General features: G+C 47.3%; 12 protein-coding genes. 7 read left to right on the top strand and 5 right to left on the bottom strand.

From position 1 onward, the window contains the following. Nucleotides 1–53 precede the first annotated feature (53 nt). Both LC431_RS22685 and LC431_RS22680 read right to left on the bottom strand, forming a co-directional pair. Nucleotides 54–2,894: a WG repeat-containing protein gene (locus tag LC431_RS22685; RefSeq protein ID WP_223510354.1), complete on the bottom strand. Its 2,841-nt coding sequence runs from the start codon at nucleotides 2,892–2,894 to the stop codon at nucleotides 54–56. Beyond that, entirely contained in the window at nucleotides 2,894–5,656 is a 2,763-nt protein-coding gene (locus tag LC431_RS22680) for a WG repeat-containing protein (protein WP_223510353.1), read from the bottom strand. The genes LC431_RS22685 and LC431_RS22680 overlap by 1 nt, the downstream gene beginning before the upstream one ends. A gap of 516 nt (nucleotides 5,657–6,172) precedes the next feature. On the opposite strand from LC431_RS22680, the gene LC431_RS22675 reads away from it, so the two are divergent. After that, nucleotides 6,173–6,430 carry a DUF1883 domain-containing protein gene (locus LC431_RS22675; protein WP_013576162.1) on the top strand — a complete coding sequence of 86 codons (258 nt, stop codon included), beginning with the start codon at nucleotides 6,173–6,175 and terminating at the stop codon, nucleotides 6,428–6,430. 364 nt (nucleotides 6,431–6,794) lie between these two features. Next, entirely contained in the window at nucleotides 6,795–7,973 is a 1,179-nt protein-coding gene (locus tag LC431_RS22670) for a M20 aminoacylase family protein (RefSeq protein ID WP_223510352.1), read from the top strand. Here the strand turns inward: LC431_RS22670 and LC431_RS22665 are convergent. Together LC431_RS22665 and LC431_RS22660 are read right to left on the bottom strand one after the other, a co-directional pair. Beyond that, entirely contained in the window at nucleotides 7,970–8,668 is a 699-nt protein-coding gene (locus LC431_RS22665) for an extensin family protein (protein ID WP_013576164.1), read from the bottom strand. The two genes, LC431_RS22670 and LC431_RS22665, sit on opposite strands and share 4 nt — an antisense overlap. A 342-nt stretch (nucleotides 8,669–9,010) precedes the next feature. Continuing rightward, a complete protein-coding gene (locus tag LC431_RS22660; protein WP_013576165.1) occupies nucleotides 9,011–9,637 on the bottom strand; it encodes a zinc-binding dehydrogenase in 627 nt (208 codons plus the stop codon). A 599-nt stretch (nucleotides 9,638–10,236) separates the two neighbouring features. Here LC431_RS22660 and LC431_RS26440 point away from each other — a divergent pair. The 3 genes from LC431_RS26440 (at nucleotide 10,237) to LC431_RS22645 (ending at nucleotide 15,098) form a co-directional block, all read left to right on the top strand. Beyond that, nucleotides 10,237–11,892, top strand: a complete 1,656-nt coding sequence (locus LC431_RS26440) for a methyl-accepting chemotaxis protein (protein ID WP_013576166.1) — start codon at nucleotides 10,237–10,239, stop codon at nucleotides 11,890–11,892. 379 nt (nucleotides 11,893–12,271) lie between these two features. Continuing rightward, on the top strand, nucleotides 12,272–14,251 hold the full coding sequence (locus LC431_RS22650) for an alkyl/aryl-sulfatase (protein ID WP_223510351.1): 1,980 nt from the start codon (nucleotides 12,272–12,274) through the stop codon (nucleotides 14,249–14,251). A gap of 58 nt (nucleotides 14,252–14,309) precedes the next feature. After that, nucleotides 14,310–15,098: a hypothetical protein gene (locus LC431_RS22645; protein WP_112152161.1), complete on the top strand. Its 789-nt coding sequence runs from the start codon at nucleotides 14,310–14,312 to the stop codon at nucleotides 15,096–15,098. A 200-nt stretch (nucleotides 15,099–15,298) separates the two neighbouring features. On the opposite strand, the gene LC431_RS22640 is transcribed toward LC431_RS22645, so the two are convergent. Continuing rightward, nucleotides 15,299–16,210 (bottom strand): cation diffusion facilitator family transporter, encoded by a 912-nt coding sequence (locus LC431_RS22640; RefSeq protein ID WP_112152160.1) that lies wholly within the window; start codon nucleotides 16,208–16,210, stop codon nucleotides 15,299–15,301. 666 nt (nucleotides 16,211–16,876) lie between these two features. On the opposite strand from LC431_RS22640, the gene LC431_RS22635 reads away from it, so the two are divergent. Beyond that, entirely contained in the window at nucleotides 16,877–17,029 is a 153-nt protein-coding gene (locus tag LC431_RS22635) for a tyrosine-type recombinase/integrase (RefSeq protein WP_223510350.1), read from the top strand. 341 nt (nucleotides 17,030–17,370) lie between these two features. After that, on the top strand, nucleotides 17,371–18,600 hold the full coding sequence (locus tag LC431_RS22630; protein WP_223510349.1) for a DUF262 domain-containing protein: 1,230 nt from the start codon (nucleotides 17,371–17,373) through the stop codon (nucleotides 18,598–18,600).

The following is an 18,600-nucleotide window of genomic DNA, read 5'->3' as shown; positions in this document are numbered from 1 at the left end:
ACATTAGCACAAAAAAACCCGCCGTAGCGGGTTTTAAAAGCCAGAAATGCGTTCTACGGTTTGCAGTTATCCGGCATCGCTACCGGCCACTGTCTTGCGCTGCCAGCGCCGTATAAAACGGCAATGCCGCATTCCTTATCGATCCTTGCAAGCGGTTTACCCGTTTTATCAATCATCATTGACATCACAGGCGTTGAAACGACGGCAACGCCGCTGTCAAACGGTGAGACGGCACTGAATAGCGGTGCAATGGCAAAGTTACCCTGTACATCGACAAAACCGTAATTATTGTTCGTTTTGGCGAATGCCAGGCCATCCACAGGCAAACCTAAGTCGGCATAAGCAATGCCCTCAGCTTGTTTACCCTGGCCGTTTATCCAGGTTTTCATGCCGTCTGCGCGTGTCAGTACAGCATGATCATTCACCATCAGGCTGGCATTCCCCTGTACCGTCAGTACTAATTTACCGGTGTTGTCGACATAACGGGTCGCTGGCGTACCATCCTGCGGGTCGTTAGAGACAGACCACGTGCTGGCTGACGGCATTGTCCACCTGCCCTCGGGCATAGCCGCAACCCGCACACCTTTATCATCGAGCAGCTCATACCCTGCCGGCGTCGAACGCAAAGCACGGCCCTGCACAAAAGCAGAACTTTGGGCTTCCGCTACGGGCTGAATTTGCCATTCTCCTTGCGCAGAAAGATAACCTTCCTGCGGCTTACGGGATAATTTTACCCAATCGCCCAGCGCGCTAATACGGGTTTGCTGTTCGTGCAGTTCAATGTTGCCTTGGGGATCCAAAAGCCAGGACTGCCCTGCGACAGAGGTGGCAAGAATGCGTCCATCACTGAACTGAGTGACTGATAACCCCGCCGTTGCTGCGACTCTCGCTTTCGCATCATTGCCAATGATTTCAGCAATCACACTGGATTCGGCTTGGTCAGGAGCGGCCGGTTGCGTCAGCAGCCAGAGCGCAGAATTGATACGTTTTGCTTTAGCATACTTCGCTTCAACAATGATTTTACCCTGACCGTCCACAATGCCCCATAAGCCTCCCGGCGCTCTGAACGCCGCCAGACCATCGGCGTAGTCACCCAAATCCTGATAAGAGGGCTGAACAACCGTTTTCTGTGTGTTGACATCAAAGATGCCCCACAGCGCGCCTTCGGCAGCGGTTTCGCGAAAACGGAACCAGCCGTTACCCACAGACTCAATCTCGAATACGTTGGGCAAATCATAATGCTTACCCGCGTGATCCAGTGCGGTCAGCTTGCCGTCCAGATAATCAAGCGCGTAGCCATGAACAAAGGGCGAAATATTGTCTTCGGTCAGCGGGATAACAATTTTCCCCTGAGCATCGACAACACCGGTTCCCTCAGCCGTTCTGACAATAAACTGTTCGATATTACCGTCTGCGTCAGCAGATTGAATATCCTGCCATTTGCTGTCGAGCTGAAGTGAACCATCCGGGCGCAGGAAACCGGCACCGTTTTTACCGCTTCCGGATTCAGGACGAATCAGTGCGAGTGGCGATTGTGCAGAAGTAACATCATTTCTGACATAGAGAGGTTCAATCCGGCTGCCATCAAGGGCGCTGCTATTCTTCTGATTCAGTAACGCCTTTCCTGATGCATCAACAACATTGACGACATCACCCTGTTCGTTGCGCAGCCATAAACGGTTGTTGATCACTTCTGCGCTGTTGATTTGCGCCAGCCAGCCCACATTCTGTGAGCCTCCGATGATACCGCCAGAAGGTGCAACAATCGCGTTAACCTTTTTCGGGTCACCTTTGGTAGTGATCAGATATTCACCCGTACTGTGCTCCCAGGGCTCACTGCCCGCAGGCAACAAAAGAGGTTGTTTACGTCCCGGTACATACAATGTAAGAGCGTCTTTGGTGACGGGATTCAACACGTAATCACCGGAGACACGAAGCGAAGAGGCCTCGGCTTCGCTAAAGGTGGCGATAACCACTGCGGAATTATCAAGTAATTTGATCCCTTCAGGGGTTTTTGCCAGCCAGAAAGCGCCAGTTTCTTCACTGACCGACAAGTACTTCTGTTCGTCCGGCACACCGTCGGTGCGAATTAAGGTAATTCCTTCCGCATTTTTCGCCAGGGCAACAGAAGAGTTTTGCGGATCAAGGGTGATTGCGGTGTATTGCGGCAGAACGCGCCAGGTAAGATTGCCATCAATGATGCCGTAACCTTTGCTGGCATCAAAAGCGATAAAGAGATCTTTCGGGCCAAACGGTTCAACCACTTCCATTTTGTCGGTAGCCACATGACGGACACCATCAGGGGAAAGCAGAACGCTGTTAAACGTCAGACTCAGGCGGGCCGGAATGCCGTCACTCAGAGTGGCGTCATCCACTAATTCATCCAGCGCTTTACCGACCTGGGCACCTTTGTGGTCAATAATTTGTGGTTTACCTCCCGCCGTCACCACGGCCAACCCGGATTCGGTAAAGGGCTGGACGCGATCAAAGGCCGGCGGAATCATCCAGTTTCCTGTCAGATCGATGAATCCCCACTTGCCCTGTTGCATGGCAGCGGCGGCACCAAAATGATAGTCACCGACTTTTTCAAAAACAGGTTTAATGACCAGTTGCCCCTGATTGTCTAAAAAGCCCCAACGCTCGCCATTTGCATCTGCAGCAGGCAAAAGCACTGCTGCACGGCCTTCATGGACATCACGGATACATAAATTCTGAACCACAGGCAATGCATTATGCCTTTGTGCATCCGCCTGCGCCGCAGATAACGGCGCAAAGCAACTGTCGGGCTCTGCCGCGATTGCAGCGGATGTCAGCGTCAATAAGGCCAGTGTACTGCTGGTATTCAGAGCACAACGGAGTGCATTTCTTAGCCTTGAAGGTTTGCTGACAATCATTAATTACCTCCGGTACCGCATGCAGGAGCCTTGGCTGGCCAGAGATAAGCCCCCTTAGCATCCACAATGACACGCTGATTACAGCGCACCTGAATTTTCGCCTGAACAGCGCCATCACCGTTTAGCAAACTGACCACACCTTTACCCCCTGCCCAGGCATGTTTCTCGCTGAAATCATTTGCCCAATCGAACTTAGGCAAAATAGCGAAACGCCCTGTGGTATTGATGTAACCTAGCAAATTGCCATAGGTCGATTTCTTCATGGCGGTAGCAAAATTATTGCTCATTGCACCAACCTGATCAAAGTAAGAACCGATCAGTTTCTTGCCTTGCTGATCAACAAAACCATACAGGCCCTTGCTATCACGCAGAGGGATGACGCCAGAATTGGCTTTATCCGCCTGCAGGCTGTCGAGTCCGGCGAAGCGCTGAATCTCATTGCCGTCGTTGTCATACAACACAGTTTCGCCTGTAAGATCGTCATTCATGACCAACCGCGCCATCGAGTTCAATGCCTGGGCCTGTTCAAAACCGTCTAACGGAACCGCGCCATGATCATTAATCAATGTGACGCGGCCATCACTGACCGCGCGGCTCAGATTAAGAGGCGGGATGAAATTGAATTCAGCGGTATAAAGTGGTGGGACTTGCCAGTCGCCCTGACTGTTAATCGCCCCAAAATGAGGGGAAAAACTGAGCATAACCCAGTCGCCATCAACAGAACTTGAAGATGCAGTAATTGCCTTGCTGACAGGGAAACGCCCTGCGCTGTCGAGCAATGCAACACCACCTTCGGAAGGTTGAACCAGCCAGTGGTTGCGGCCCACAGGCTGCGGCCTTGAGAGCAAATCTGTGGCTAAAGCCTGACCGTTTTCAGCGCTGTAGAGGCTGTAATGGCTGGCAAGCGCACCACGCTCACCGGGCTGATCGTTATCAGAAAGCGTAAAAGCACCCTGCCCGATATACTGGAATTTACCGCTACGGCCCGCATCAGGCGCAATCGCCCAACTGCCGTCGGTTCTGATCACGCCCCAGCCCGTATCTGTCTGCGCCAGGGCATAACCGTCATTGAAGGAATCAATCTGAATAAACTGAGGTGCAGCTTTATTGCTTTTACTCGCAATGTCCCATAAGCCCCAGCGTTGGGCATCTTTTTCGCCCCCGGTATAAAACAGCAGTCTGGATGACAAACGCTGAGCGCTTTGCTGAATATTTGCCGGAACGTCTATCGCGTTACCGCTGCGATCAATAAGGAGCTTAACGTCTGTATTGCCAGCGTTGTCAGTGGCCCAGGTATAGTCGCCGTTAAACGGGGTGATTTGCGTAAAGACTGGCTGGATAACCCATTTCCCTGCCGCATCGATCGCGCCAACTTTTTTGTTTTCAGTATGGATGATCAACGGAGCCTGAGAAGCCTCTCCTTCAACCGATGCCCACTGAGGATCGGAAAGCACATTCCCCTGGGAGGTGAGGATTGCCGGAGGTTTTGTCGCATCAACAGGCGTCAGAACAGCCCATGGCAGGCTTTGCGCCGTATCTGTAGTTGCTTGCGCCAAAGTATTGATGTCATCGGTCATCGGCGTCGTGCCCAATAGTCTTAACTGATAGTCTTTCAGCGCCGTCAGCGTGGCGTCATTAAGAAGTGCTACGCCGTTATTGTCATAGATCTGCACGACCTGAGGCGTTTTCCCCTCAGTTTGCATCACCCAAAGACGGTTGCCCTGTTGCAGAACTTGCGGCTTATTCACTTTCAGCGAAGCAACCTGATTATCAGCACCGATAATCACAATGCCTTTACTGCCCGTTCCCAGCGTAGCTTTACCCCAGTCGAGGATGTTTTCAGATTGATCTGCAGGAATATCCTGCACTTTTTCCAGCTTATTGTTGAGCAACTGTTTGCTGCTATCCGCAGCTGTAACCAGCCAGCTACCTGAAGCCAGCGGACGTACAGATTTATATTGCTCTTTATTTAACGAAACACCCTGCCGGTCAACGAACATCCAGACGTTTTTGGTTTTCACCGCAACGACATCACCACTAAATTGCGGCTCGTCGCGGGTTTTCAGGATCATCGGGTCAATCGCCCAGTCACCATTTTCATCGAGATATCCCCAGTAACCGTCTTGCGCAGAATCACGCTTTTTAGCTGGAATCAGCCCGGACTGAGGCAAATCCAGTGCGATGACATCATCAGGCAGAGAAAGGGAACGATTTGTGGAGGCATTCCACAAGGCAGGCGAAACTTGCGTTTGCACACTTGCCAATGCCTGACCGCGCACAAATCCCTGGCTGTCGAGAGAAACGGCAAACGGCAGCGTTTTTATCACTGCACCTTTGCGATCAATCAGTACCAGACGGTTATCGGTCACGACCAGCGCGGTGCCTTGTGCATTGAAATCGGTTGCCCGCGTAAATTTAGGTTCAATAACCCAGTGGCCTTTCTTATCGATATAGCCGAATTTATCGCCTTTTTTCGCAGCAGCCAGGTCGTTCACAAAACCCCGGGCTTCACTGAAATCAGGCTTGATCACCATATGCCCTGTGGTATCCACGTACCCCCACAACGGTTCGCGGGATAACCCGACCTGCACAGGGGAAAGCCCTTGCTGGAAAGGCAACTGGCAATCCTTGGCCGTTTTTGCATTGCTACACGCCCGTAACAGTGCGTCATCCGCATGTACCGGCAGGCTAAAAAAAGCATTCAGAACCAGGGATAACGCACTGAAGTTTCTGACATATTTGAATTTTTCGGAGCAATTCATCCGATGCCCTTATAACTGGATAAAATTAGAAAGTGTAGCGCCCGCATTTTTTTCATCACCCGCAGAATGGGCGCGTGAGACGGTAAAAAAACCGATAATAATCAATTTAAAGCGAGCGCACATGCCATACGCCTATAGGGTGTCAGCTTGTGAAAGAAAAAGCAGCTATTTTATTACTCTGTAACGAATGAATACATATTATCAATTCCCGGAAAGAGACGCCCTGTGTGTTACCGCTCACCTGCATTACTCACCCGCCGATAACCTGACAGCAACATTCCAACCTCCTTACTAGAAATTAGATCATTTTCATTTACATGTGTTTGAGTGGCTAACAATTAATCTTCGGAAGATTATTACAACTCTTGATTAAGGTCATTATTTCCCCCTCTTTTGTCTGGTTTTATAGATTCCAGAGCGTTGTGTGACCAATATCACTCCCGGTCCGGGTGGCGTCAAACCTGGCAGTGTTCGGTTACAGCGTATTTCAGGTGTTTTATCTTATTGGGGGAAGTCATGCCTATCGTTCGAGCCAGATTGAGTCTGTTTGGTGGCGACACCGTCGTCATACGTTGTTCAGAAAAATGTCACATTCATCTGATGTGTGAAAATGATGTTGAGCGAAAAGGACGTCACTCAGGTTTCGGCGATATTTTGACGGTTAATGATCAAAATACGGCTTATGTGGGGATCCCTTATAAAGGTATCTGGAATGTTCTTATCGATTCCCAGTGTGACTCACTGGAGCACTCAATAAGTTATATGCCCGCTTGAAACCCGCTATTACCTCCTCGATTCTGCTGCTTTATCTGAGACCTTTATCAGGCGGATGGAAAACCATTTGCCTGATATTTCATGAATTACCAGTCAGCCCGGTCTGCATCACAACGGTACAGTTAACCGCTGACACCATCCAGCAGCAAAATGTTGAATTGCGTAACGTCGCGGAAAAAACTTTAGTCTGTCACATCAATTACATACCGTTATTGAATTGAACATTCCATAATTTTCAAAAGTCCTTTTTTTGCCTGATTTATGTATTGCCAGTCCGGATTTCACATTGCATTCTGTCAAAGGTAATGACATGGCACCGGTCATATTGGCCGGATTTCTTTCAGGCAAAAAACAGATCCTTATAATGAATAATAAATCACTTTGCACCATCGCTGACGTAGCGGATCTCGTTCCGCAATTGCGCCAGGTTCGCCAACACCTGCACCAACACCCTGAACTTTCCAATGAAGAATCTGCAACCGCAGCACTGGTCGCTGAAAAACTCGAATCTCTAGGCTATCAGGTGACTACCGCCGTGGGCGGATACGGCGTCGTCGGCTCAATGAAGTATGGAAACGGGTCACGCAGCATTGGCATCCGCGCAGATATGGATGCCCTGCCCATCACCGAACGAACAGACTTGAGCTACTCCAGCCAGTTTCCTGGAAAAATGCATGCCTGCGGCCACGACGGCCATACGACGATGTTGCTGGGTGCCGCTGAACAGCTTGCACGCAGCAAAAACTTTTCCGGCACCGTGCATCTTATTTTCCAGCCCGCTGAAGAAATTGGGTTTAACAGCGGTGCGGAGCGCATGCTGGCCGAACAGTTGTTTGAACGATTCCCCTGTGATGCCGTCTACGGGCTGCATAATCATCCCGGCTATCCGGTCGGCAAAATGATGTTCCGTTCTGGCCCGTTTATGGCAGCCTGCGACACGGTCAACATCACTATTCATGGTAAAGGCGGACATGCAGCCCGCCCGCATATGACCGTAGATCCTATACTGGTTGCCAGCAGTCTGGTCATCGCCCTGCAGTCTGTTATTTCGCGCAATATCGACCCTAATGACACAGCGGTTGTCACCATCGGTTCATTACATTCAGGGCATGCGGCGAATGTCATCCCTGAAACTGCACGCCTTGAAATGAGTGTTCGCTCCTTCGATCCCGAAGTCCGCAAAACGCTTGAGCAACGTATCCGCACTCTGGCAGAGAATCACGCTGCCGGTTACGGTGCCCGTGCTGAAATTGAATATGTTCCCGGATATCCGGTACTGGTGAATCACGATCAGGAAACGGCATTTGCTGTGGAAGTGGCAAAAGAACTGCTGGGTGAAGAAAACGTGGTCGATAATCTTCCGCCTATTTCTGGCAGTGAAGACTTTGCGTATTTCCTGCAGCAGAAGCCCGGCTGCTTCCTGCGTCTGGGCAACGGAGACAGCGCGGTGCTGCATAATCCGGCCTACAACTTTAATGATGAAAGCCTGAGCTTTGGCACCGCCTACTGGACGCGTCTGGTGGAGCGCTATTTAGTCGATTAACGGCAAAAACCGAACCAGCGCATGCCGAGGTGGAAGTGATTGGCATGCGCTGCGTTGTATTCCGGCCCGATGGAATTGCCAAAATACGGGCAGCTCTCTGAAAATAATGTCCGCACATACTCTCCTTCTGCGCCGGGCTGAGGCCATTGTTTCAGCACCGTAAGATGGCGCCCGTCAGCCAGCGAGAAACCGGCAATATCCAGCGCTTGCGCCGTAGCGTGTTCACTTAGCCGGGCGTCGGGCTTGTTATAGACGTTCCTGCAGGCATAACTGCCCAGATGATCAATACGCACCAGCGGCGAACCTAATTCCCGAGTGGCCAGCGGTTTCGCAACCTGCGCGACAAACATTGCGCTGCTCAGTGCAAGGCGACAGCTCGCCAGATAACTCGAACTCAATGAAACATCACCAAATCCGCGAACGCGTACAGAATGAGTCAGCGGACATTTCCCGCCCATATTTCCGGCGCTGTTAAACTCAATCATCCCCTCTTGCTGAGCCCGTTCAAGCACAGCCAGACATTCCTGAGGATTGTTATCCAGCTTCCTTAATTTGTAGCGGGTGATCAGATTCGGCGGGTCATTAATAGTTATCGGTGTGAAAGGATTATATTCAGAAGGCACATGACGGCTTATCCACGGGCCACTGAACCAGGCGATGCCAATAATCACAATGAAGCTAACCCAATATCGCATAGTGTTCCTTTAGCACCACTTAGGTTTAGCAGTACATTGTTTTTCACGCGGAATATTTTGAGTATAGCGCCTGAGTAAATAGTGATCTGACGGGGTTACAAGTCGGGAAATAAACTTACTTAGCTTTGACATAAATAGACATTGAGTTTGTTACTTTTATATCCGAAGACGATGTTTCTTCTCCTGTGTCCACTGTGAACTGTCCTTCATAGTGTGTAAGACCCTCGCATTACCCCTTTCAGCCCGCCCCGAGCGGGCTTTTTTTTATCGGCTATCTCGCACGGAAGTCATGAGTGACGCAGCAAAAGATGCTAAGCCGCGCCACCCGACACCCTGAAAACCTTACTTATGCGTAAAGTCGATCACCATTCTACCTTTAATTTTGCCTTGTTCCATTTCCTGGAAGATCGCATTGATATCGCCCAGCGGACGCTTTGTGACTTTCGGCACCACTTTACCTTCAGCGGCAAACTGGAAAGCCTCAGCCAGATCTTCACGGGTACCGACCAGTGAACCGACGACCTGAATGCCGTCAAGCACCAGACGAGGAATATTCAGGCTCATGGATTCCGGCGGTAAACCCACGGCGACAATACGACCGCCAGCGCGCATCGCATCCACTGCGGAGTTAAAAGCGGATTTCGCCGTTGCTGTTACCACCGCAGCATGAGCGCCACCGACTTTCTCCTGAATAATTTTTGCTGCATCGTCTTTCCGCATATTAATGGTCAGGTCAGCACCCATGTCGGCGGCAAACTCCAGTTGCTGATCATTAACATCAATACCGATCCCTTCGTGCCCGAGGATTACGCCGGTTTTGTCACCGAAATCACCGTTTTTGACATGCAAATCCGTATGACATACACCACAGCACTCCATTTCCAAAAGTGCCTCACCATGTTCCAGGTCACGCAGAGTCTTCTCCACGACGTCCACAGAGTGGTCTTTATTCACAACAGCAGCTTTCATTTTCCTTTCCTTATCGTTGTGGCGGAACCTCAAAGTTACAACGCTATTTATCTGGCTGCAAATGAGAATGAAACGCTTTAACTATCAAGTTCAAAACGTTGGCGGAAAGTTTCATTTCCATTGTTGATGAGGAATATGACGGCAGATACTCAGGCAATATGGGACAGAGTTTTTACTTTAATCATGAAAAATCAATTGGTTAAAAAATCCAGCAGTACAACGAAGGTGCCATATTCCCCCGCTGATTCACGTACTCTACGTTCAGTCATAATTTAATGTGTATTAATTTTATCCACACAATTAACGGTCGGTAATTCTGCTACCCATTTAAATCTGACTGAAACACTTAAAGGACTGGTAATTAGGATGCATATTAGTATTTCCCTATCATTAAGTAATATCTATACTTTTCAACACGAAAGACTCTCCAAATACTTTTCACTTTTATAAATCAAAAAACAGCTCAAGATATAAATTTTGATGCCGATAGTGAGATCAATGAAATATAAAAAAGCTGGCTCAGCTGTTTTATAAATTATAAAAAAAATCCGAAGCCTGTTGAGGGCGAATTTATCGTTTAAATACATGAGGATTCTAAAGTGAGATTTATAAGAGATATTAAAATACGAACAGTATTAATAACCATTCTCATCACTTTTTCACTTTTATGGGCCGGAGTATCAGGTTTCGCTTTATACTCACTTAATCAGTTAAAAAGTGAACTGAACTTCACCAATGTTCAACAGCAAAACGGTGACATCATCAATGGTGCCAATGCACAGTATTACCGTGCAGTAACAGCACTGGAACGCGCTATAGCTGGGTTAGAAAAAAACAATAACGGCATTTATGATATTGAAATAAAAGCCACGTTGATTGAATTAGAAAGTCTTAAAAAAGGGTTAGATCAATTTAAAAATATTGATCATGGGAATTTAGACTCCAACACCGTGGACGATATCTATAACAGTTCCTTTACTCTTTTCAACAGTGCTGTATTCCCCATGTATGAATCAGCAGCAGTGAAAAATACAAGTCTGTTCGCGTCTTTAAAAAATGATAAATATCTTCCGCTTAGACGTAACTTTAGTGCAGCCATAGAAAAATATAATGACAAAATTACCTCTCTTAACGCTGAAGCGAATCACAGAATTACCCAGTGGGTTGCATGGTGCCAATATATACTTATAGGTGCTATGGCCCTCAGCGTTGTCATTATGCTTTTGAGCGATCGTTATCTGGCAAACTTTCTTGTTAAACCATTAAACAAAGTGAAAGCTCACCTTGAATCATTGGCAACCGGCATACTTGACAGCAAAATTGCTTTCCAGGGTAAAAACTGCGTTGGACAATTAATACCTTATATCAACAAGATGCAGGATAACTGGGCAAAAACAGTATACGACATCCGAAACAGCGCTGATTCAATTTATAAAGGCTCCAGTGAAATCTCCACCGGGAATACCGACCTTTCCTCCAGGACGGAAGAACAGGCATCTGCACTTGAAGAGACAGCCGCAAGCATGGAACAACTGAGTTCAACCGTTCGACATAATGCAGATAATGCGAGTCAGGCCAGCACACTGGCAGAACAGGCAACTCAGGAGGCAAACCAAGGCGGTGTTATTGTGAACGACGTCATATCTACCATGGTAAAAATTAACGCCAGCTCGCATAAAATCGTAGAAATAATCAGTGTTATTAATGGTATAGCCTTCCAGACCAACATTCTTGCTCTTAATGCCGCTGTTGAAGCAGCACGAGCCGGAGAGCAAGGTCGGGGATTCGCCGTCGTTGCAAGCGAAGTAAGAAATCTGGCGCAGCGCAGTGGACAGGCCGCAAAAGAGATTGGTGTGCTCATTAATGAATCGGTTGAGAACATTCAGTCCGGGTCAGAACAAGTGACCCAGGCCGGGGGAGCCATGGAGAAAATCGTCAGCTCTGTCAGCCGTGTAAATGACATCATGAGCGAGATAGCGGCTGCATCGACTGAACAAAGCAAAGGAATAAACCAAATCGGTATAGCAGTCGTGCAAATGGATAGTGTTACGCAGCAAAATGCCGCACTGGTGCAGGAATCAGCCGCCGCCGCCGCCTCACTTGAAGAGCAGGCACGTCAGCTCACAGAAATTGTCTCGGTGTTTAAAATCGAAGGCAGGGCTCCCCTTTCTTCAGCGAGTCTTCTTCCCAAAAATAAAACACAAAAAAATAGCAGAGTCTTAACCACAGAAGATGGCGGCTGGACGAAGTTCTGATATTCCAGCCCTTCCCGGCATGAATGGGAAGGGCTGGTTCGTCATTCTTGTGGGGCAATGTGACGGCGTTGAATCGGGAAGTTTTACTGTCAGACCTGTCCCCCGGGAGGACAGAGAGCGATGACCGGAAACAGAAATAAAAACTGAATTAAATGAAATTAAAAATAGTCACAGCTTATATTTTACTTAAAAAAGCACTTGAATCCAATAAGTTGTGTGTTTTTCTATGTTCAAACATTGCGTAATGTAACATCACGATTATCCTTAAAATGAGTCATGAAAAGATTAATCCACAGTCGTTATACCCCGGGTGAGGTATATCGCATGCGGATTAATGAATATGCCCACCTGGTGGGGTGATTATTTTTAAGGATAAGCAATGAAGCTTAAATTGATAGTCAAAAGCCTTGCTCTGGCAGGGTTACTTTCATCAACCAGCCTCACACCGCTATTTGCCCAGGAAGCGCCAAAGGATGCTACGGCGGCGACCAAACAGGTCAATGACGCACTTTATAATCAGCTTCCTTTCTCCGACAACACCGACTTTACCAACGCACATAAAGGATTCATTGCTGCAATACCAGCAGAGGTGATCAAAGGTTCCCAGGGGAATATTGTCTGGGATCCTCAGAAATATGCCTTCATCAAAGAAGGCGATAAGGCTCCTGAAAGCGTCAACCCAAGCCTTTGGCGACAGTCACAATTAATTAATATCAGCGGTCTCTTTGAAGTTACCGACGGGGTTTATCAGATCCGCAATATTGATCTTTCAAACATGACAATTATCGAGGGTAAAGAAGGGATTACGGTGGTTGACCCGCTGGTATCGGCAGAAACCGCGAAAGTGGGTATGGATTTGTACTATAAAAATCGCGGGCAAAAACCTGTCGTCGCGGTGATATATACCCATAGCCATGTTGATCATTATGGCGGCGTCCGTGGTGTCGTCGACGAGGCTGATGTGAAATCCGGTAAGGTAAAAATTTATGCGCCTGCCGGATTTATGGATGAAGCGGTCTCCGAGAATATCATGGCGGGTAATGTCATGAGCCGCCGAGCCAGTTACATGTACGGTAACCTGCTGAAACCGGATGCGAAAGGCCAGGTGGGTGCGGGTCTGGGTACCACGACATCGGCGGGAACAGTAACGTTAATTGCTCCAACCAACTACATCAACAAGACAGGACAGAAAGAGACGATTGATGGCCTGACTTACGATTTCATGATGGCGCCAGGCTCTGAAGCACCGTCTGAAATGCTGTGGTATATCGAAGAGAAAAAACTCATCGAAGCAGCAGAAGATGTTACTCATACCCTGCACAACACATACTCGTTACGTGGCGCAAAAATTCGCGACCCCCTCGCCTGGTCAAAATACATTAACGATGCAATTAACCGCTGGGGTGATAAAGCAGAAATCATCATGGCACAGCACCACTGGCCGACGTGGGGTAAAGATAACGTTGTCAGCCTGATGAAAAGTCAGCGCGATATGTATCGCTATATCAATGATCAGACGTTGCGCCTGGCGAATACCGGCCTGACACGTGATGAAATAGCCGCAAACTTTAAACTCCCGGACGGTCTGGCTAAAACCTGGGCAAGCCGTGGTTATTACGGTTCTGTCAGCCACGATGTAAAAGCGACCTATGTGCTTTATCTCGGCTGGTTTGACGGCAACCCGGCAACATTAGATGAACTGCCACCTGAGGAGGCGGCGAAAAAGTTTGTCGATTATATGGGGGGTGCCGATAACATCCTGAAAAAGGCCAAAGAGGATTACGATCAAGGGAATTACCGGTGGGTAGCACAGGTGGTGAGTAAAGTTGTCTTTGCTGACCCGAAAAATGAGGCTGCGCGTAACCTCGAAGCTGATGCACTGGAACAACTGGGCTATCAGGCCGAATCAGGACCATGGCGTAATTTCTATCTCACTGGCGCGCAGGAATTACGTAATGGCGTGCAGAAACTGCCAACGCCGAATACGGCAAGCGCGGATACGGTAAAAGCCATGTCGCCTGAAATGTTCTTCGACTATCTGGGTGTGCATATCAATGGCGAGAAAGCGGCGAATGCGAAAGCGGTGTTTAACGTTGATCTGGGCAGTGACGGCGGCAAGTACAAGCTGGAACTGGAAAACGGTGTGCTCAATCATACAGCCGATGCAGAAGCGAAAGACGCCGATGCCACTATTGTCCTGAACCGTGACACCCTCAACAAAATTATCCTCAAGGAAGTAACACTGAAACAAGCTGAAGATAAAGGCGATGTGAAGGTGACCGGCAACGGTGCGAAGCTGGATGAAATGCTGGGTTATATGGATAAATTTGAGTTCTGGTTCAATATCGTCACGCCATAAATAAAACCCCTGCGGTGTTTCTACCACAGCCGCAGGGGAATTCAATTCAGGTGATCTTATGCGTCGGATATTCACACTATTACCCTTACTTTTCCCCTTCGTTTCGGGTTATGTCCTGGCGGCCGAAGAACATACGCCGGACGCTGCGCAGGCGAATAACCCGCTGGCCAATATGACTGCATTCAATATGCAGAATTATTATATCGGCGACGCCAGCGGAACCGATAAAGATGCCAACCAGTTCTGGTTCCGTTATGCCCAGCCATTTTCGCTGGGTGAAAGTCACTGGCTACTGCGCGGCTCTTTACCTGTAAACACATACCCTTCACCTCCCTCTGGCGGCCATAAAACCGGCACAGGTGATCTTAATCTTTTCGCGTCATGGCTGATTGATACCGGCAATCCTGCTGTCAGCTTTGGCTTTGGACCGCAAATCACTGCCCCTACTGCAAGCGATGATTCATTGGGCACAGAGAAATGGTCAGCGGGTTTGGTCAACGTGTTATTTGATGCGAGTTCACCAAAATTTCAATACGGCTACCTTGCGTCATGGCAGCACAGTTTCGCCGGAAAAGACGATCGCAACGATGTTCATCTCGGGACATTCCAGCCATTTCTCTTTTACCAGTTAGGGGGCGGGACTTATCTTCGCGCAGCACCTATATGGGTTTATAACTTCCAGAATGACAGTTATAGCGTCCCCATGGGGCTTGGGATTGGGCAGGTCATCAGGCAGGAAAAAACCGTCTACAACTTCTTTATCGAGCCACAAGGCTCAGTGGCAGATCACGGACCTGGTCAGCCCAGATGGCAGATTTTTGCCGGGCTGAACCTGCAGTTTCTCTAGTTTACTCCGTTCGCTGAAACATAAGGGGAGTGGCTGCCATGCTTACGCGGGTGCAACGTTCCCCTTTCTTATTATGGTAACAGGAAGGGGTTTAATGGGTTGTTTTAAAGGTAGGTTATTGATTTAAAGAATGATCAAAAAAACAACCAAACACTCATTCAATTTATTAAAATCAATAAGTTTAATAAACAGGGAGTGCGTCAGTCGAGCGCCTGGTCGTTCATTGACGCCGGATCTTCCAAGGGTTCTACGTGAGTGGTGATATGGATAAAAGGCAGTGCTGTGCGGATATCATTCTCTATACGCTCAGCCCAGTCGTGACCATGTTGAACAGTCCATAGCCCAGGAACGAGGATGTGCAGTGTCATAAACGCGCGTCCGCCCGCCTGGCGTGTGCGCAGCGCATGGAAACCGAGCCCCTGCTCACGGTATCCCGCCAGCAGCGACTCGATTTTTTCGAGTTCTTCAACGGGTAGCGAGACGTCCATCAGACCCGCAGCTGAACGGCTCATGAGCTGATAACCGGTCCACACGATGTTGGCCGCGACCAGCAATGCAATAACCGGATCGACCCATAACCAGCCGGTCAGATAGACCAGTCCGACGCCCAAAATGACCCCGACCGACGTCCAGACATCGGTCAGCAGGTGGTGAGCATCTGCCTCAAGCGTGATTGAATTGTGCTGCTTGCCAGCCCTTAACAATATTCGTGCCGTCACAAAATTAAGAACGGATGCAACCACAGAAACCAGTAGTCCGACACCAACCGCGTCGAGTGGCTGCGGGGCCAACATACGATCAACGGCGGTATAGGCAATACTGGCTGCCGCCAATAGGATCAAGAACCCCTCAAAAGCGCTCGAAAAATATTCGGCTTTACCGTGTCCATATGCGTGCTTATCGTCGGCCGGAAGTGCAGCCAGGGTCAGCATCCAGAGCGCCATCAGGGCTCCCGCGAGGTTGACCACGGATTCGATGGCATCAGACAGCAGACCGACCGAACCGGTCATTTTCCACGCCACACCTTTTAGTCCGATGGTGGCAATCGCAGTGGCAATGGACAGCCAGGCGTAGCGCGTAAGTGATGGCGTCAATGCTTTGTTTTTACTCATTATTTCACCCTGTAATGGACGGCAAACTACATTATTGCCACACCAAAAATTAATCACTTAAGTCAGATGTACCATTTTTATATGCTTCAATTAAAAGATGCAAAACTCCCATCGCACCATGTGTATAAAAATAGACCTCAGTGAAATTAGAAAACCACATATAATAAGCCCAAATCCTGAAATAATGTGCATCCAGGTTATAACCCCTTCAAGACTATGTTCAGCAATTGCTTCGGTCTCTGTCAGATTAGCGTTAATAATTTCCGACATTATTAAAAATGCCACCATGGTGTGAAGAATACGAAAAAAAACTAGCATATTCATGGGGTAACATACTCCAGACTCGCAATTTCATTAATGAGCTCTTAGCATATTTACCCATAGTCTGAATCATACAAAAGAATTATTAGCATAACCTTAATTCTGAAAATTTCAGCAGACATTAGTTCACTTCATGATACTGATATCCATGAAATAGGAATGATAACTATTATTATGATTTATTCTCTTCTTGTTACTCAGCAGATCCCCTATATATAATTTTAGTTTGCAGAATAATAATACTGAGTTCATTCTCAGTTCTGCCAGCAGAAAAACCGGCTGGCAGCCCGGCACGCTTCGAGCGGATAGCATTACCCAAGCATTCTGGCGCGCAGTAAAAAAGCGGTGTATCACAGAGCAAAAGCCCGCAGTCTTGCTTCCCGGCTTTACGAGCGGGAATACGGCGCGGAATTTGCTCAGAAACTATTGGGGCATAAATCGATGAAAATGACGAACGTTTATCCTGATAGCCGCGGTACCGAGTGGACGGAGATATAGACCGGATTTAGGATTTAGGATTTAGGATTTAGGATTTAGGATTTAGGATTTAGGATTTAGGATTTAGGATTTAGGATTTAGGATTTAGGGAGATGCTGAAATTATCTTTATAAATCAAATAGTAAAAAATATCGAATACTATTGACAAAAAAATAGATAGATATAAATCAATACATTAGGTAAATAAATGATATTAAGTGGCGATGTTATGGCGGCAATCCTCTTTATGCCTTTGACAAATTCAACATATCTTTGAGATTGGCGATTTATCCTGATTTACTTAGGGGTAAACCGATCATACACTTCAAATACTGGGCAATAGAACTGAAGGAACAAAGCTAATGGAACTCACTTTAGGCGTCGTAAAACAAGAAGAAATTGACCTCCCTGACGATAACATCTTCAACGAAGATTTAGGCTTGCAAGAAGATGTTGATGATAATACTTGGTCAGAAGAACAACGAGCAGAGGTTGGAAATGCTGTTGTATTTTCTACTGACTGGACAACCGAAACAATAACAAATCAAATCAGAAAAGGTAATATTGAATTAAACCCAAACTTTCAGCGTCGTGATGCTTGGACTGCAAAAGAGAAAAGTCGGTTCATTGAATCTTTAGTCTTAGGATTCCCCATCCCACCTATCGTTCTGGCAGTTAATGCTAATGAAAAAGGGAAGTATATTGTCTTAGATGGCAAGCAAAGACTGCTTTCAATATACAAATTTACCAATATTACACCTGATGGAGAAAAACCATCTCCCCCCCTTAAATTGACTGGGTTAAAAATAAAAGAAAAGTTAAATGGTATGACTTTTAAATCGATGATGGATTCGCCCGAGTTTCTTGGAGATATTTCGCAATTAGAAAACCAGCCAATTCGTACGATTGTTATCAAAAATTACCCCCATGAGTCTTTTCTGTATGAAGTTTTTCTTCGCCTAAACACAGGCAGTAAACCCTTAAGTCCTCAAGAGTTAAGGCAAGCATTACATCCTGGCAGCTTTACATTGCATATTGACCGAATAGCATCTGAGAGCATTGCGCTTCAAGAGATTCTTAATAGAACAACTCCAGACTTTAGAATGCGTGATGTAGAAATATTATTAAGAGAAATATCATATTATTTCTTTTTGAATGATTATGATGGGGATTTAAAAAAATTCCTTGATAACGTCTGTAAAATTTTTAATAAAAACTGGGGCGAAGTTGAAAAAAGAATATCAGAATATTGTGAGGAGTTTGAAAAATCTCATGCTTTTGTTAAGGAGATATTCGGGAAAAATGCTTACCGGAAGTTTTTAAATGGCGAGTTTATTAATCGCTTTAATAGGGGGATTTTAGATTCCATGAGTTTCTACTTTACCTCTCCAGCAGCAAGAAAATCGTTAGAAGACAAGAAGGAGACAATATTAACTGCATTTAAAGACTTGTGTTGTACAGACAAAAAATACATGGATAGTATTGAATCAACGACTAAAACAATACCAGCTACTCGGTATCGAATTGTGCGTTGGGGTGAAATTTTACGCGATTTAGGTGGCGATGTTGTGATACCGGTGTTTAAGGACTAA

It is taken from the genome of Rahnella sp. GSA61A, from assembly GCF_019969905.1.
Lineage (GTDB): Bacteria > Pseudomonadota > Gammaproteobacteria > Enterobacterales > Enterobacteriaceae > Rahnella > Rahnella aceris.
The sequence above is the reverse complement of the archived record's forward strand: the minus strand, read 5'-3'. Positions and strand labels throughout refer to the sequence as shown.

Excerpts from the sequence above, each read along its gene's own strand:
- LC431_RS22685 (WP_223510354.1), bottom strand. The coding sequence starts at position 2,894 with ATGATTGTCAGCAAACCTTCAAGGCTAAGAAATGCACTCCGTTGTGCT.
- LC431_RS22680 (WP_223510353.1), bottom strand. The coding sequence starts at position 5,656 with ATGAATTGCTCCGAAAAATTCAAATATGTCAGAAACTTCAGTGCGTTA.
- LC431_RS22675 (WP_013576162.1), top strand. The coding sequence starts at position 6,173 with ATGCCTATCGTTCGAGCCAGATTGAGTCTGTTTGGTGGCGACACCGTC.
- LC431_RS22670 (WP_223510352.1), top strand. The coding sequence starts at position 6,795 with ATGAATAATAAATCACTTTGCACCATCGCTGACGTAGCGGATCTCGTT.
- LC431_RS22665 (WP_013576164.1), bottom strand. The coding sequence starts at position 8,668 with ATGCGATATTGGGTTAGCTTCATTGTGATTATTGGCATCGCCTGGTTC.
- LC431_RS22660 (WP_013576165.1), bottom strand. The coding sequence starts at position 9,637 with ATGAAAGCTGCTGTTGTGAATAAAGACCACTCTGTGGACGTCGTGGAG.
- LC431_RS22650 (WP_223510351.1), top strand. The coding sequence starts at position 12,272 with ATGAAGCTTAAATTGATAGTCAAAAGCCTTGCTCTGGCAGGGTTACTT.
- LC431_RS22645 (WP_112152161.1), top strand. The coding sequence starts at position 14,310 with ATGCGTCGGATATTCACACTATTACCCTTACTTTTCCCCTTCGTTTCG.
- LC431_RS22640 (WP_112152160.1), bottom strand. The coding sequence starts at position 16,210 with ATGAGTAAAAACAAAGCATTGACGCCATCACTTACGCGCTACGCCTGG.
- LC431_RS22630 (WP_223510349.1), top strand. The coding sequence starts at position 17,371 with ATGGAACTCACTTTAGGCGTCGTAAAACAAGAAGAAATTGACCTCCCT.